At 44.7% G+C, this 14,443-nt stretch carries 14 protein-coding genes; all 14 read right to left on the reverse strand.

Going from position 1 to position 14,443, the window contains the following annotated elements:
* Positions 1–68: 68 nt before the first annotated feature.
* On the reverse strand, positions 69–1,277 hold the full coding sequence (locus tag QNH15_RS21095) for a CaiB/BaiF CoA transferase family protein (RefSeq protein WP_283890315.1): 1,209 nt from the start codon (positions 1,275–1,277) through the stop codon (positions 69–71).
* A 31-nt stretch (positions 1,278–1,308) separates the two neighbouring features.
* Positions 1,309–2,475 (reverse strand): acyl-CoA dehydrogenase family protein, encoded by a 1,167-nt coding sequence (locus tag QNH15_RS21100; protein WP_283890317.1) that lies wholly within the window; start codon positions 2,473–2,475, stop codon positions 1,309–1,311.
* A gap of 21 nt (positions 2,476–2,496) precedes the next feature.
* Positions 2,497–3,297 (reverse strand): enoyl-CoA hydratase/isomerase family protein, encoded by an 801-nt coding sequence (locus QNH15_RS21105; RefSeq protein ID WP_283890319.1) that lies wholly within the window; start codon positions 3,295–3,297, stop codon positions 2,497–2,499.
* Between the two features lie 16 nt (positions 3,298–3,313).
* Positions 3,314–4,237 carry a hydroxymethylglutaryl-CoA lyase gene (locus QNH15_RS21110; protein ID WP_283890321.1) on the reverse strand — a complete coding sequence of 308 codons (924 nt, stop codon included), beginning with the start codon at positions 4,235–4,237 and terminating at the stop codon, positions 3,314–3,316.
* A 272-nt stretch (positions 4,238–4,509) separates the two neighbouring features.
* The gene (gene eno / locus QNH15_RS21115; protein WP_129479914.1) at positions 4,510–5,802 is read right to left on the reverse strand and encodes a phosphopyruvate hydratase; all 1,293 of its coding nucleotides are present in this window, start codon (positions 5,800–5,802) and stop codon (positions 4,510–4,512) included.
* Positions 5,803–5,896: 94 nt separating this feature from the next.
* Positions 5,897–7,432 (reverse strand): 2,3-bisphosphoglycerate-independent phosphoglycerate mutase, encoded by a 1,536-nt coding sequence (gene gpmI, locus QNH15_RS21120; protein WP_283890322.1) that lies wholly within the window; start codon positions 7,430–7,432, stop codon positions 5,897–5,899.
* Entirely contained in the window at positions 7,425–8,186 is a 762-nt protein-coding gene (gene tpiA, locus QNH15_RS21125; protein ID WP_283890323.1) for a triose-phosphate isomerase, read from the reverse strand. Before tpiA ends, gpmI begins: the two co-directional genes overlap by 8 nt.
* 108 nt (positions 8,187–8,294) lie before the next feature.
* The gene (locus tag QNH15_RS21130) at positions 8,295–9,479 is read right to left on the reverse strand and encodes a phosphoglycerate kinase (RefSeq protein WP_283890325.1); all 1,185 of its coding nucleotides are present in this window, start codon (positions 9,477–9,479) and stop codon (positions 8,295–8,297) included.
* A gap of 192 nt (positions 9,480–9,671) precedes the next feature.
* Positions 9,672–10,679 (reverse strand): type I glyceraldehyde-3-phosphate dehydrogenase, encoded by a 1,008-nt coding sequence (gene gap, locus QNH15_RS21135; protein WP_129479911.1) that lies wholly within the window; start codon positions 10,677–10,679, stop codon positions 9,672–9,674.
* Positions 10,680–10,759: 80 nt separating this feature from the next.
* Positions 10,760–11,782: a sugar-binding transcriptional regulator gene (locus QNH15_RS21140; protein ID WP_283890328.1), complete on the reverse strand. Its 1,023-nt coding sequence runs from the start codon at positions 11,780–11,782 to the stop codon at positions 10,760–10,762.
* 168 nt (positions 11,783–11,950) lie between these two features.
* Positions 11,951–12,202, reverse strand: coding sequence for a glutaredoxin family protein (locus tag QNH15_RS21145; RefSeq protein WP_240482324.1), 252 nt, complete (start codon positions 12,200–12,202; stop codon positions 11,951–11,953).
* A 67-nt stretch (positions 12,203–12,269) separates the two neighbouring features.
* Positions 12,270–12,476, reverse strand: a complete 207-nt coding sequence (locus QNH15_RS21150; protein WP_283890329.1) for a hypothetical protein — start codon at positions 12,474–12,476, stop codon at positions 12,270–12,272.
* A 98-nt stretch (positions 12,477–12,574) separates the two neighbouring features.
* Positions 12,575–13,894, reverse strand: a complete 1,320-nt coding sequence (gene rpoN, locus QNH15_RS21155; RefSeq protein ID WP_283890330.1) for an RNA polymerase factor sigma-54 — start codon at positions 13,892–13,894, stop codon at positions 12,575–12,577.
* Between the two features lie 117 nt (positions 13,895–14,011).
* Positions 14,012–14,212: a cold-shock protein CspD gene (gene cspD / locus QNH15_RS21160; protein WP_061971998.1), complete on the reverse strand. Its 201-nt coding sequence runs from the start codon at positions 14,210–14,212 to the stop codon at positions 14,012–14,014.
* Between the last annotated feature and the right edge of the window lie 231 nt (positions 14,213–14,443).

Consider the following 14,443-nt stretch of genomic DNA (forward strand, 5'->3'; position numbering starts at 1 on the left):
TTATTTAAATTTTCAATCTGAATGGCAAAAACATCCCCCTCGTCGTTTAAGGGGGATGCCTGATTTAATTATTTTTTCACTTTAAGATTTCCTTGAATAGCACCTGTATCAAGAAGACTTCTCATTTGTTCTTCACTGTATCCTGCCCTCTCCAAAATATCCATCGTATTCTCGCCAAGCTTCGGTGGCACCTTCCTTATGGAAACTGGTGATTCGCTCAGAGAAAAAGGAAGGCGCGGAAGTTTGAAATCGGTTATTTCCGGATGGAGCAGATTCGACCACATCCCAACCGCTTCTGACTGTTCATCATTTGCAACTTCAGAAACTCTTTTTATTTTTGAACTGGGCACACCCCCGCGGGCAAGGAGATCTACCCAGTCATCTGCAGTTTTCTCTTGCAGGATATTTTCTATTTTAACGGCCAATTCTTTCATATTCTGAACTCGCGCCGGATTCGTTTTATAGCGGGGATCCTCCACCCATTCCAGCTTTCCGAGAACACTGCAAAGCCTTTTAAACAATGAATTGTTGGAAATTCCAATCATAAGAAGACCGTCACCTGCCTGAAATGCTCCGTAGGGCGCAAAGGCTGTATGATTTGCCCCCATCTTCTCCGGCTCTTTGCCTGTAACAAGCCATGAAAGCATATGATACCCCATCCAAAACACACCCGTTTCATATAATGAGGTGGTCACCAACTGTCCCTCTCCTGTCCTTTCCCGATGAAATAAAGCAGAAATAATACCAATGGCTCCCCACATTGCGCTTCCCTGATCCAGAATGGAAACCGGAATACGTGAAACCTCAGATCCTTCCGATCCATTTATACCCATAAGACCAGCATCTGCTTGAGCAATGGCATCATATCCCGGACGTTCCCTGAGCTCACCTTCCTGTCCGTATGCTGAAAGAGAACAATAAACCAGTGAGGGGTTGATCGCCTTCAGCTTATCGTAGCCCAATCCAAGCTGCTCACACTTATTAAAACGAAAATTTTCAACAAACACTTCTGCCTGGCCCACTAAATCATAAACAATTTGGCGTCCACTCTCCTGTTTCAAATCAACAACCATGGATTGTTTATTACGATTAATATGAAGGAAATATACACCCTCACCTTCCCAAAACGGGCCCATCGCCCTGGAATCATCGCCGTTATCCGGGCGCTCAATCTTAATAATTTCAGCTCCAAGATCAGCAAGTATCATGGTTAGGCTTGGCCCAGAAATATTGGTTGTTAAATCCACTACAGTTATACCGCTCAATGGTCCTTCCATATGACAGTCTCCTTCTCTCTGTTTGGGTTAATTAAAATGACCTTGGCAGCCCAAGAACGTGTTGCCCCACAAAACTCACAACAAGATTATTTGTAACAGGTGCCACAATAAAGAGACGTGCTTCCCGGAATTTCCGCTCGATGTTATATTCCGCCGCAAACCCATACCCTCCGTACGTATCCATCGCCGCATTGGCCGCTTTCCAGGTTGCTTCAGATGCAAGGTATTTGGCCATGTTTGCTTCTGCCCCGCAATTTTCTCCTTCATCAAAGAGCTGTGCCGCTTTATCCCTCATCAGCTTCGCCGCCTGGATATCCATATAGGACTTGGATATAGGGAATTGGACGCCCTGGTTCTGCCCAATCGGACGGCCAAATACGACTCGTTCATTGGCATACTGTACCGACTTATCCACAAAATACATGCCGTCGCCAACCGATTCAGAGGCAATCAAAATTCGCTCTGCATTCATCCCCCCCAGCACATAGCGAAAGCCTTTCCCTTCTTCACCAATCAAATTTTCAACAGGAATTTCCGCTCCTTCGATAAACACTTCAGTCGTTGCATGGTTAATCATAGTGTCAATCGGCCGGATATCAATTTTGTCCTTTTGCTCTTTCATATCAAGAATAAATAAGCTTAGACCGTCCGTTTTCTTCTCCACTTTATCCTTTGGGGTAGTCCTGGCCAAAAGCATCATCAAATCAGAATGTTCAGCCCTTGACGTCCAGATTTTCTGCCCATGTACAATATATTTATCGCCTTTTCTTTCTGCAAAGGTTTGAATACTGGTTGTGTCACTGCCTGCAGTGGGTTCTGTAATCCCAAATGCCTGCAGACGCAGCTCTCCACTTGCAATTTTGGGCAGGAGCCGTTGTTTCTGTTCTTCGTTTCCATGCCGGAGCAGGGCACCCATCGTGTACATCTGCGCATGGCAGGCTCCTGCATTTCCTCCGGAACGATTGATTTCCTCTAAAATGATGCAAGCTTCTTCCATACCCAACCCCGCTCCTCCATACTCTTCCGGGATGAGCACAGAAAGCCAGCCTTCACTTGTTAGCGCTTCCACAAATGCTGTTGGATAATCGTGTCCCTCATCCAGCTCTCTCCAATAACTCTCAGGAAACCTTTCACATAATCCTTTAACACTCTTGCGAATCATTTCGTGTTCAGCATTAACTGCTGTTGCCTTTGCCATCAAATCACTCCTATCTATTTATTATTTTCCCTGCCACACTGGCTCTCGTTTTTCATTAAATGCCCGGATTCCTTCCAGCCTGTCTTCTGAATCCGCGCATTTATAGTACGCTTCAAGCTCAAGCGCAAGCCCGGTCGCAAGGTCTGTTTCGCTCCCGTGATTTATTGCCTTTTTCAGCGCTTTTAAGGACAGAGGGGCATTGGAAGCTATACTTTCCGCCAGCTTTAATGTTTCCTCCATAAGAGATTCAGCCGGATATACACCATTCACCATCCCCCATTGAAGAGCTTCCTGAGCGGTTATTTTTCTTCCTGTATATAAAACTTCCTTAGCCAACCCAATTGGCAGCAGACGGGACAGCATTTGCGTTCCGCCAATTCCGGGAATGAGCCCAAGCTTTGCTTCAGGCAACCCTGCCTGCATATGAGCGGCCACCGTTCTAAGGTCACAGCTTAGCGCGATTTCCAATCCTCCGCCGAGCGCATAGCCGTTAACCGCTGCAATCACCGGAAAAGGAAAAGAACGGATGCTTGTGGTGACTTCCTCAAAGTAATCGTGCTGCCTCTTCCAATCTTTATGGCTCATGCCGTTTCGTTCTTTCAAATCCGCTCCCGCACAAAAGCTCTTGGTTCCTTCTCCTGTTAGTACAAGAACCGAAAGACTTTCCTCATACTTCAGTTCATGCAGTGCTTCAATGAGTTCAATGGCCATCTTCGTGTTCAACGCATTCATGGACTCTGGCCTGTTCAGAGTCAGGATCGTAATTCCCTCATGCTGAGTTGCCTTTGATAAAGTAATGGTTTCATAAGTTGCTACTGTCATTTTCATCATCCTTTCTTCATTGAGCAGGAATGGGATATAAGCGGGAGCTTTTACCAGCCTTCATTACCTGTCCGGGCAGTTCATGACCCAGTCTATTTTTCATCTCTTCGGAAGCCGCGAGCAGTTGATCAAGATCAATGGCGGTATGAACCCCCATCTCCTCCAGCATATGGACCACATCTTCTGTGCACACATTACCTGTTGCACCAGGGGCGAAAGGGCACCCTCCAAGGCCTCCAATTGAACTATCATAGATGGTAATTCCCGCCTCCATCGCCGCCAGAATGTTGGCCAGCCCCATTCCTCTCGTATTATGAAAATGGCAACCGAACTCCATTGTCCTCCATTCATCCTTAACAGCTTTGGTCAGATCATAGACCTGCTTTGGATTTGCCATTCCCGTAGTATCAGCCAGGGTTATTCGTTTAATATTGCTTTCAGTGAGGGTATCAATGATGCTCATGATGCGTGATTGAGGAACCTGTCCTTCAAAAGGACAGCCAAATGAGGTGGCTACAGTAACGTTCAGCTCCATACCATGGTCGAAACCATACTGCGACATTTTTTGAAATTGATTGAGAGATTCATCAGTGGTTTGACGGACATTTTGCTGATTGTGGGTATCACTTGCCGATAGAACATAATTAATGAATTGCACACCACTATCATCGGCCAGCTGAATGCCCTTATGATTGGGGACAAGTGCAACTAATTTAGCACTGACAGACTGTTTCAATTCAGTATAAAGTTCTGCTGTGTTGGCCATTTGCGGAACCAGCTTTGGATGTACAAATGAGCCAAATTCAAGTTCAGACACCCCCGCCTTGAGCAATTGATCAGCAATTCTCTTTTTTTCCGCAACATTTAGAATCCTGGATTCAAGCTGCAGACCGTCCCTTAGTCCTACTTCATAAATCGTTACTTCCCCAGCAAGTTTCATGGTACACCTTCTTTCATAAACCTAATTCGGTTGTGTTATAAATAGGATACTGGATCCAATATACAAAAACAATAATAATTTGAAAATTCATTATAATTATTCATTTTTCTTTTAGACCCATTTGTTGAACGCCACCGTTTTATAGGGAATTAGCTTCTATTCTGCATTCTGCAGTTCGTTTGCCACCTATTTAGCATAGGTTTTTTACGTTATGAACTAAAAAAACAGGCTGGAACCACAAATGGTTCCAGCCTGTTTTTATGTTACTAAAATTACTTTTTAAGGTTGTAGAATGCGCTCAAACCAGGGTAGCGGCTGATGCTTGCCAATTCGTCTTCGATGCGAAGCAATTGGTTGTATTTCGCTACGCGGTCCGTACGGGACGGAGCACCTGTTTTGATTTGGCCGGCGTTTGTTGCTACTGCGATGTCAGCAATTGTGCTGTCTTCACTTTCACCAGAACGGTGAGAGATAACTGCAGTGTAGCCTGCACGTTTTGCCATTTCGATTGCGTCGAATGTTTCAGTCAACGTACCGATTTGGTTCACTTTGATCAGGATGGAGTTACCCACGCCTTGCTCAATTCCTTGAGCCAGTTTGTTTGTGTTAGTTACGAAAAGGTCATCCCCAACAAGTTGAATTTTGTCGCCAAGACGGTCAGTCAACAGCTTGTGGCCTTCCCAGTCGTTTTCATCCAAACCATCTTCGATTGAGATGATTGGGTATTTAGAAACAAGATCTTCATAGAAAGCAACCATTTCTTCAGAAGATTTAACTACACCCTCACCAGAAAGGTGGTATTTTCCGTCTTCTTTGTTAAAGAGCTCGGAAGAGGCAACGTCCATTGCCAAACGAACTTCTTCTCCAGGCTTGTATCCTGCTTTTTCAATAGCTTCCATGATTGTTTGAAGCGCTTCTTCGTTAGAAGAAAGGTTAGGAGCGAATCCGCCTTCGTCACCAACAGCTGTGTTCAATCCTTTTTCTTTAAGAACGGATTTCAGGCTGTGGAAGATTTCAGAACCCATACGAAGAGCTTCTGAGAAAGTCGGAGCGCCAACAGGCATTACCATGAATTCCTGGATGTCCACGTTGTTGTCGGCATGCTCTCCACCGTTCAGGATGTTCATCATTGGAACTGGAAGAGTTTTAGAGTTGAATCCTCCAAGATACATGTATAGAGGAATACCAAGAAGGTCTGCAGCAGCACGGGCAACCGCCATGGAAACACCTAGGATGGCGTTAGCTCCCAATTTCCCTTTGTTTTCAGTTCCATCAAGCTCGATCAACGTTTTGTCGATGCCGACTTGATCCAATGCATCATAGCCAATCAATTCAGGAGCGATAATGGTATTTACGTTATCTACTGCTGTTTTTACACCTTTACCAAGGTAACGGCCTTTGTCTCCGTCTCGAAGCTCAACTGCTTCATATTCACCTGTTGATGCACCGCTTGGAACGATGGCACGTCCGAATGCACCGGACTCTGTGTAAACTTCTACTTCTACTGTTGGATTCCCGCGGGAGTCCAATACTTCACGAGCATAAACTTCAATAATTGCTGACATAGTTATTCTCTCCTTTTCAATTGTGGTTGATATTTCAGGAATCAGGCGAACCTCCAGGGGCCCTCTGTCGATTGCCTAATTACGGTTGCATGATTCAATCTTTGATCAATGATTCGCCGGTCATTTCTTTCGGCTGTTTGCCGCCAAGCAATGACAGGAATGTCGGAGCGAGATCGGCAAGTTTGCCGCCGTCCCGAAGTTCAATGTCTTTTTTCGTTACAATAACCGGCACCGGGTTGGTTGTGTGAGCAGTCATAGGCTTGCCTTCGAGCGTTACCACTTCATCAGAGTTTCCGTGGTCAGCTGTAATAATGGCATAACCGTCTTTTTCAAGGATGGCATCGACTACCTTGCCGAGACATTCATCGACAGCTTCAATCGCTTTAATTGTAGGCTCGAGCTTACCGGAATGTCCAACCATATCCGGATTGGCAAAGTTTAAAATAATCGCGTCATGCTTTTCTCCCTCAATCTCTTTCAATAGAGCATCGGTTACTTCATATACGCTCATTTCCGGCTTCAGGTCATACGTCGCTACTTTTGGAGAGTCAATCAAAATCCGCGTTTCACCTTCAAATTCAGCTTCGCGTCCGCCGCTGAAGAAGAACGTGACGTGCGGGTATTTTTCTGTCTCTGCAATACGCAGCTGCTTGTAGTTTTGCTGAGATAGCACTTCACCGAGTGTGTTATCCAGGTTCGTCGGCTTGAATGCGACATCACCTTTTACCGTTTCACTGAAGTTTGTCAGACATACAAAATGAATGTCCTTTGGAAACTTGTCTCCACGGTCAAATCCGCGGAAGTCTTCGTTTGTGAACACCTGGGAAATCTGAATAGCACGGTCCGGACGGAAGTTACAGAAGATAATTGAATCTCCATCCTGAATGGTAGCCACCGGCGTTCCGTCTTCTTTCTTGAGAACAGAAGGAAGAACGAACTCATCGTAGATTTCATTTTTGTAGGAGTCTTCCACGACTTCAAGCGGATCGGTATAATCAGGTCCTTCCCCATAAACCATGGCACGGTATGATTTTTCTACACGATCCCATCGCTTGTCGCGGTCCATTGAATAGTAACGGCCAGACAAGGTTGCAATTTGTCCTACACCAAGCTCTTTCATCTTATCAAGCGTCTCTTGGATGTAACCTTTTGCCGATTGCGGAGGAACATCCCTTCCGTCCAGGAAGCCATGAAGGTATACCTTTTCTACTCCCTGTCTCTTGGCCGTTTCAAGCAAGGCAAAAATATGGTCGATGTGACTATGGATTCCTCCATCGGAAAGAAGGCCGAAAATATGAAGGTTTGTCCCTTTTTTCTTCGCATTGTCCATGGCATCAATGAACGTAGGGTTTTCATAGAATTCCCCTTCTTTGATCGCAAGGTTTACACGGGTAAGACTCTGGTAAACAATACGGCCTGCACCAATATTCAAGTGCCCGACTTCAGAGTTCCCCATTTGTCCCGGAGGAAGCCCAACCGCTTCACCGCATGCAGTCAAATGATTGTGGGGATAAGTTTCCCAATATCGGTCAAAGTTTGGTTTCTTTGCGTGCGCTACGGCATTTCCTTTTTTTTCATCGCGGCATGCAAATCCATCAAGAATAATCAGTGCTACAGGTTTGTTAGGCATTGTTTACACCTTCCAAAAGTTGAAGGAAAGACTGCGGTTCAAGGCTTGCTCCTCCAACAAGAGCTCCGTCAATATCGGACATGCCCATCAATTCTTTGATGTTGCCTGGTTTTACACTGCCGCCGTATTGAATACGGACTGCGTCTGCCGCTTGTTGTGAGAATTGTCCAGCAATCACACTGCGGATATAAGCGCATACTTCATTGGCATCTTCAGAAGAAGCCGTTTTTCCAGTACCGATTGCCCATACTGGCTCATAAGCAACCACAGTACGTTTGACTTGTTCTTCAGAAAGGCCTTGAAGTCCTTTTTCCGTTTGTGTCTTAACGACATCTTTTGTCTGGTCAGCTTCACGCTGTTCAAGCGTTTCACCTACACACACGATTGGAGTCAATCCATGTGAGAATGCTGCCTTTGTTTTTTGGTTAACAAGCTCATCTGTTTCACCAAAATATTCACGGCGTTCAGAATGGCCAAGAACAACATAGCTCACTCCAAGATCCTTCAGCATAACCGGGCTGATTTCCCCAGTAAATGCTCCGCTTTCTTCATAGTGCATGTTTTGCGCACCTACTCCAAGGTCTGTCCCTTTTGATGCTTGTACAAGAGCGTCGAGGAACAATGCCGGAGCACAAACGACAGAATCCACTGTGTCAGCAGATGGAATGGATCCTTTCACTTCTTCGACAAATGATTTTGCCTCTGAAAGTGTTTTGTTCATTTTCCAGTTTCCTGCAATAATCGGTTTTCGCATGTTTTTCACCTTCCTAAGAACGTACAAAGCGCCCGCAAGGTTCAGAGGACAATGCGGGAGATTGCACGAATCTTCGTCGATTTCATTTCAAATGCAATACTAAAGGACTTACTTGTCGTTCAGTGCGGTAACTCCTGGAAGCTCTTTGCCTTCCATGAATTCAAGAGAAGCACCGCCACCTGTGGAGATGTGGCTCATTTGATCAGCATAGCCAAACTTTTCAACGGCTGCTGCAGAATCTCCGCCGCCAATCACACTGTAAGTGTCATTTGCTTCTGCAAGTGCTTCTGCAATGGAGCGAGTACCTTTGGAGAACGCATCAATTTCGAAAACGCCCATTGGCCCATTCCATATTACAAGCTTCGAATTTTTAATGGTGTTTTGGTACTTTTCAATCGTTTTCGTACCAATATCAAGACCTTCCCAATCAGATGGGATGGAATCAATGCCTACCACTTTTGTATTGGCATCATTAGAGAAATCGTCCGCAACAAGGATATCTTCAGGAATCAGGAAGTTCACGCCTTTTTCCTTCGCTTTCTCCATAAAACTCTTCGCGGTTTCGATTTTGTCTTCTTCGAGCAGTGATTTACCAACATCATAGCCTAGCGCTTTGATAAATGTATAGCCCAAACCGCCGCCGATGATCAGGTTGTCCACCTTATCAAGAAGGTTATTGATTACATCAATTTTGTCCTTTACTTTTGCGCCGCCGATGATGGCTGTAAACGGACGTTCAGGATTAGATAGAGCTTTTCCAAGTACATCAAGCTCTTTTTCCATCAAAAAGCCTGCAACTGCCGGAAGAAGCTTTGCAACTCCCTCTGTGGATGCATGGGCACGGTGAGCCGCACCAAACGCATCATTCACATAGACATCTGCCAATTCAGCAAATTTTTGCGCCAGTTCAGGATCATTCTTTTCTTCTCCAGGATAAAAACGGACATTTTCAAGAAGGATGACGCTTCCGTTCTCAAGGCCAGTCAGCGCCTTTTTCACTTCTTCCCCGTAAGCTTCATCTGTTTTGACAACTTCTTTTCCAAGAAGATTGCTCAAACGCTGGGCTACCGGGTTTAAGCGAAGCTCTTCCACCACTTGGCCTTTCGGTCGTCCAAGATGGCTGGCCAACAGCACTTTGGCCCCTTGCTCTGTTAAGTATTGAATCGTTGGGAGAGCCGCACGAATTCGAGTATCGTCGGTAATTTCCCCATTTTCCATCGGAACGTTAAAGTCAACGCGGCAGAACACCACTTTGCCGTTAACGTCGATGTCACGAACTGTTTTCTTGTTCATAAGTATAACCTCCTGACAGTCTTGAATAGAGAAGAAGAGAATCCTTGGTTCACAACCTAGTTTAACCTAAAACAGGCATGAGAAAACGGGAAGTTCAGATCAATGCCCGCCTCCCATAAAATCAGTGGTTTCAAAGGAAAGAGGGTAAGGGCCTTTAACAACCCTTCCCCTCCAGTTTAATTCTCTCTTTTATTAAAGTCCTTTTTTAGCAATAAAGTCAACAAGGTCTACAACACGGTTGGAATAACCAGTTTCATTGTCATACCAAGAAATAACTTTTACCATGTTGCCTTCCATAACCATTGTAGAAAGACCATCAACTGTAGAAGAGTTAGTGTTTCCGTTATAGTCAGTTGAAACAAGCGGCTCGTCGCTGTATCCAAGAATTCCTTTAAGAGGGCCAGCTGCGGCTTCTTTCAATGCTGCGTTCACTTCGTCAGCAGAAACTTCTTTGTCAAGTTCAGCAACAAGGTCAACTAGTGATACGTTTGGTGTAGGTACACGCATTGCCATACCGTTAAGTTTTCCTTTAAGCTCTGGAAGTACTAGTGAAACGGCTTTTGCAGCACCAGTTGTTGTAGGAATGATGTTTTCTGCAGCAGCACGTGCACGACGGTAATCTTTGTGCGGAAGATCAAGGATCTGCTGGTCATTTGTGTAAGAGTGAACAGTAGTCATCATACCGCGTTTGATACCGAATTTTTCGTTAAGAACCTTAGCAAATGGTGCAAGGCAGTTTGTTGTACAAGAAGCATTAGAAAGAACGTGGTGGCTTCCTGCTTCGTATTTGTCTTCGTTAACGCCCATTACGATGGTGATATCTTCATCGCTTGCAGGAGCAGAGATGATAACTTTTTTAGCGCCAGCTTCAAGGTGTTTAGCAGCATCTGCACGTTTTGTGAAACGTCCAGTAGATTCAACTACTACTTCTACACCAAGGTCTCCCCATCCCAATTGAGCTGGGTCGCGCTCAGCCAATACTTTGATTTCTTTTCCGTTTACGATTAGTGAATTTTCACCAACTTCAACAGTAGCATCAAGTTTGCCATGCACTGTGTCATGCTTTAATAGGAAAGCAAGCATGTTTGCATCAGTTAAATCATTTACTGCCACTACTTCAACCTCAGGGTTGTTTAGTGCTGCACGAAATACGTTACGACCAATACGGCCAAATCCATTAATACCAACTTTAGTTGCCATTTAAAATGACCTCCTTATTTTTAGAAGAAAATTATAGTTAAAGAGCAATGCTCTTTAGTCACAAAAAGTTACATAGATTTTCATGTTCCTGAAAGAAGTTTATTAGCGGCTCCTTCATCAGTCACCAGAACTTTTTTCGGACCATGCTTCATAAATGCTGCAATGGCTTCCGCTTTCGAAGAGCCACCGGCAACAGCCATGATAAAATCACTATGCTTCAGGTCGTTCAATTGAAGACCTATCGTTCGAACGCGATGGACAACTTCTCCTTTTTGATTGAAGTAGTAGCCAAAAGCCTCCGCTACAGCTTTTTCGCGTTCGAGCTTTTCGAGCACAGCAGAAGAAGAATTTCTTCTGTTTGCCATTGTTTTAGCATCGCCAATCCCATGGATGACTATACTTGCGGAATGAATCAGTTCCATCACTTCTTTTACCCCGGGTTCTTCCATCAGTGAGAGGTAGGTTTCCTTGCTCAGCTGATCGGGCAAATGAAGCAGACGGTACTTTCCTCGGGCTTTTGCTGCCATGGTCGAACAAATGGTGTTCGCCTGGTTTTCGACTTTTTCACCAAGACCGCCTCTGGCCGGTACAAACAGAAGATCCTGGTCTTTCGTCCCGGGTGTCATCATTTCAGCGACTGAGGCAGTGGTTGTTCCACCGGTTACCGCAATCACATGATGACCGGTGAGCTCCAGCTTAAGCCTCATGGCAGCCGCTTTCCCCATTTCGTTTTTAATCCATGGCTCTTTATCACTATCGCCCGGAACAATAATCACTTCCGACAAACTTAAGTTTTCCCTTAACCTCATTTCTAAAACGCGAAGTCCGGAAAGTTCATTAATAAGAACTTCAAGCCGTTCAAGGACACTCAATCCTTCTTGTGTCAGTGACATTCCTCCAGGAAGAATGGACAGCAGCCCCTGATCTTTCAAAAAGTTAACTTCAGAACGGAGAACCCTTTCCGTCATATTAAGGTTAACTGCAAGATTTCGTCTGCCGATTGGTTCATGGAAACGAACAATTTTTAAAATGCTGTACCGTTTTGTCATGACTTCCAGAAGATCTGGCAAAAGCTTCTTCTGTACTTCTATTAAATCGTTCATCGCGCATTCCCCTATCTTGTATACGGCAGAACATCAGAGGAGTCCAATACCACAGGGACAAAAATCGTCCCGGATAGTCATTTTGCGTCCCGACTAGGGGATAAAAAAATGACTATCGTTTAAGTCTTCTTCATTCTAACAAAAGATGTGACAACATTTCAACAAAAATTACTTATTAATTGTTAGTAAGCGCTTTCTTAAGTTCTCTTTATTGATTTGTCCGTATTGAAGCTCTTCACCCTCTGCCGCTATTACCGGGATCATCAGCCCGTATTTTTCAATCAGTTCGTCTGACTGGTAAATATCAATCTTGCGGATCTCCAATGGCATTTCTTCCTGGAGCTCCTCTAATATCATATGTGCTTTATCGCAAAGAGGACAGTGATTTTTCGTATAAAAGGTAATGGTAATTGGACTCATTTAGTTGTTCCCCCATTGGACTCGTTTTATTCATCTAATTTTACCATGTTTTTCATTTGCTTTTGTATCATTTTTGGAAGTGGTTGATTTCCGTTCCGGAACGCCCGCTTTCCGCGGGCGGGCGCTGAGCCTGGCTGGCGTAATCGCCTGCTTTACCGGCGTAAACGCCTGCTTTACCGGCGTAAACGCCTACTTTCTCGTCGCTAGCTCTTGAGGACCGGCGAAACGCCTTCCTGGTCTCATCTGTCCCGCTTTTCCCACCGGAGTCTCGCATCCTACACTTCAAACAACGGATCAATGAAGTTTTCAAAGTATACCTAAAGAACGAACTCCAAGAAGAAACAAAAAAACAGCTCTTTGGCTTAAGAGCTGTCATGAGTACCTTTTCCGTTTGGATGAAGAAGGGATATTCAATTCTTCTCTATATTTCGCTACAGTTCTTCTTGAAATACTTAACCCTTTTTCCGAAATCAGCTTTTCGGCAATCGCCTGGTCCGAAAGGGGTTTGACTTTGTCCTCGGAATCAACCAGTTTTTTGATCGCGAGCTTTGCGGTTTGTGCAGATGCATTCTCTCCGCCTACTGTTTCTATCTTGGCTGTAAAAAAATACTTTAGTTCAAACGCTCCTCTTGGCGTCTGAATGACTTTGTTTTTGACTGCCCGGCTGACAGTCGATTCGTGCATACCGATCCGGTCAGCGACCTCCCTCAAGGTCATGGGAACAAGGTGCTCCGGTCCCCACTTTAAAAATCGCTGCTGAGCTGATACAATCTCTTTGGCAATCATGATCAGCGTGTTTTTCCGCTGCTCCAGGCTCTTTTGCAGCCATTGAAGCTTTTGGAAGTGTTCCTGCAAGTATTGTGCAGCCCCGCCGGCTTTTGTTTGGAGAAGATCGGCATAGCCTTCATTCAACCGGATTTTGGGCGTAAATTGTTCGTTAACGGCAAGGGAATAGCTCCCATTGTTCTCAGTGACGGATAAATCGGGATACAGGTAACCCATATCAGATGGCTGTGAGAGTTTCCTGCCTGGTTTAGGATCAAGTGACTGAATAAAGTCTGCCGCCTGTTCAGCCTCCTGGACGGTAACAGCGAGCAAACTTGCAATCTGCCTCAGTTTTCTCTCTGCGAGCAGATCCAGATAGTGATCCGCCACCTGATACGGCAGATCATGCTCTGACATCCCCAATGCCTTCATCTGAAGAATCAGGCATTCCCTTAGGTTTCTTGCTCCTATTCCAGCCGGCTCCAGCTGATGCAGCCAATCGATGCACTCATGAAATAAAGCAGAAGGAATGGAAAAGCGTTCAAGCATTTCCTCCTTGGTAATGTCCAGATACCCTGCTTCGTCAATATTCAGTATAAGGTAACGCACCACAGCTGCCTGGTTTTCAGAAATAGGCATATCAAGCACCTGATGAAGAAGATGGTCATGCATGGTTAATTCGGCCGGCTGCATCCTCCCGATTATGTCAGCATCCTGGTGAGAACGGTCTTTTTGAAGCGCTTTCTTTTTACTTTTCTCGAAAACAGCGGATGATTCGGACAACTCGATTAACGGGTTCTCTACCGCCTGTTCCTGTAAAAACCGAGAAAGTTCATAGCAAGGATATTGCAGGATGGCAATGGCCTGGCGAAGCTCAGCTGTCATAACAAGACTTAAGTTTTGTTGTTGAAATAAACCCAGCTCCATACGAATCCCTCCTATAGCTATGATACTACAGATTCGCAAAGCACAACACTTTTTCTTGGATAGAAGCTGTTTCCAAAAAACAAAAAAGAGCCATGACTGGCTCTTTTTATCACGCTATTAAAGTTTAGTAACGTTAGCAGCTTGTGGTCCGCGAGCACCTTCAACGATTTCGAAAGATACTTCTTGACCTTCGTCTAAAGATTTGAAACCTTCAGATTGGATTGCAGAAAAGTGTACGAATACATCGTCTCCGCCTTCAACTTCGATGAAGCCGAATCCTTTTTCTGCGTTAAACCATTTTACTTTCCCGTTTTGCATGGGTATATCCTCCTGTCAGCGCGTTTAAAGCGCTTTAAAAATTGGAACCATGTTACATTGCTACTAACTAAAAGCAAAACATTTACCGTTTACATCCAGCATCATAACACGTATATGGTCAGCACAACTATATCACGGGAATTTCCAATTGTCAAAAGGAGGAGAAATATTATTTAATGTTTACACCCTGAAATTTTTCATTAGGGTAGTAACAAGGAATCTGATACGATA

Origin of the sequence: Fictibacillus enclensis, assembly GCF_030123385.1 — a bacterium.
Classification (GTDB): Bacteria; Bacillota; Bacilli; order Bacillales; family Fictibacillaceae; genus Fictibacillus_C; species Fictibacillus_C enclensis.

Bases quoted from the DNA above. Each gene is read 5' to 3' on its own strand.
- QNH15_RS21095 (WP_283890315.1), bottom strand. From the start codon at position 1,277: ATGGAAGGACCATTGAGCGGTATAACTGTAGTGGATTTAACAACCAAT.
- QNH15_RS21100 (WP_283890317.1), bottom strand. From the start codon at position 2,475: ATGGCAAAGGCAACAGCAGTTAATGCTGAACACGAAATGATTCGCAAG.
- QNH15_RS21105 (WP_283890319.1), bottom strand. From the start codon at position 3,297: ATGACAGTAGCAACTTATGAAACCATTACTTTATCAAAGGCAACTCAG.
- QNH15_RS21110 (WP_283890321.1), bottom strand. From the start codon at position 4,237: ATGAAACTTGCTGGGGAAGTAACGATTTATGAAGTAGGACTAAGGGAC.
- eno (WP_129479914.1), bottom strand. From the start codon at position 5,802: ATGTCAGCAATTATTGAAGTTTATGCTCGTGAAGTATTGGACTCCCGC.
- gpmI (WP_283890322.1), bottom strand. From the start codon at position 7,432: ATGCCTAACAAACCTGTAGCACTGATTATTCTTGATGGATTTGCATGC.
- tpiA (WP_283890323.1), bottom strand. From the start codon at position 8,186: ATGCGAAAACCGATTATTGCAGGAAACTGGAAAATGAACAAAACACTT.
- QNH15_RS21130 (WP_283890325.1), bottom strand. From the start codon at position 9,479: ATGAACAAGAAAACAGTTCGTGACATCGACGTTAACGGCAAAGTGGTG.
- gap (WP_129479911.1), bottom strand. From the start codon at position 10,679: ATGGCAACTAAAGTTGGTATTAATGGATTTGGCCGTATTGGTCGTAAC.
- QNH15_RS21140 (WP_283890328.1), bottom strand. From the start codon at position 11,782: ATGAACGATTTAATAGAAGTACAGAAGAAGCTTTTGCCAGATCTTCTG.
- QNH15_RS21145 (WP_240482324.1), bottom strand. From the start codon at position 12,202: ATGAGTCCAATTACCATTACCTTTTATACGAAAAATCACTGTCCTCTT.
- QNH15_RS21150 (WP_283890329.1), bottom strand. From the start codon at position 12,476: ATGCGAGACTCCGGTGGGAAAAGCGGGACAGATGAGACCAGGAAGGCG.
- rpoN (WP_283890330.1), bottom strand. From the start codon at position 13,894: ATGGAGCTGGGTTTATTTCAACAACAAAACTTAAGTCTTGTTATGACA.
- cspD (WP_061971998.1), bottom strand. From the start codon at position 14,212: ATGCAAAACGGGAAAGTAAAATGGTTTAACGCAGAAAAAGGATTCGGC.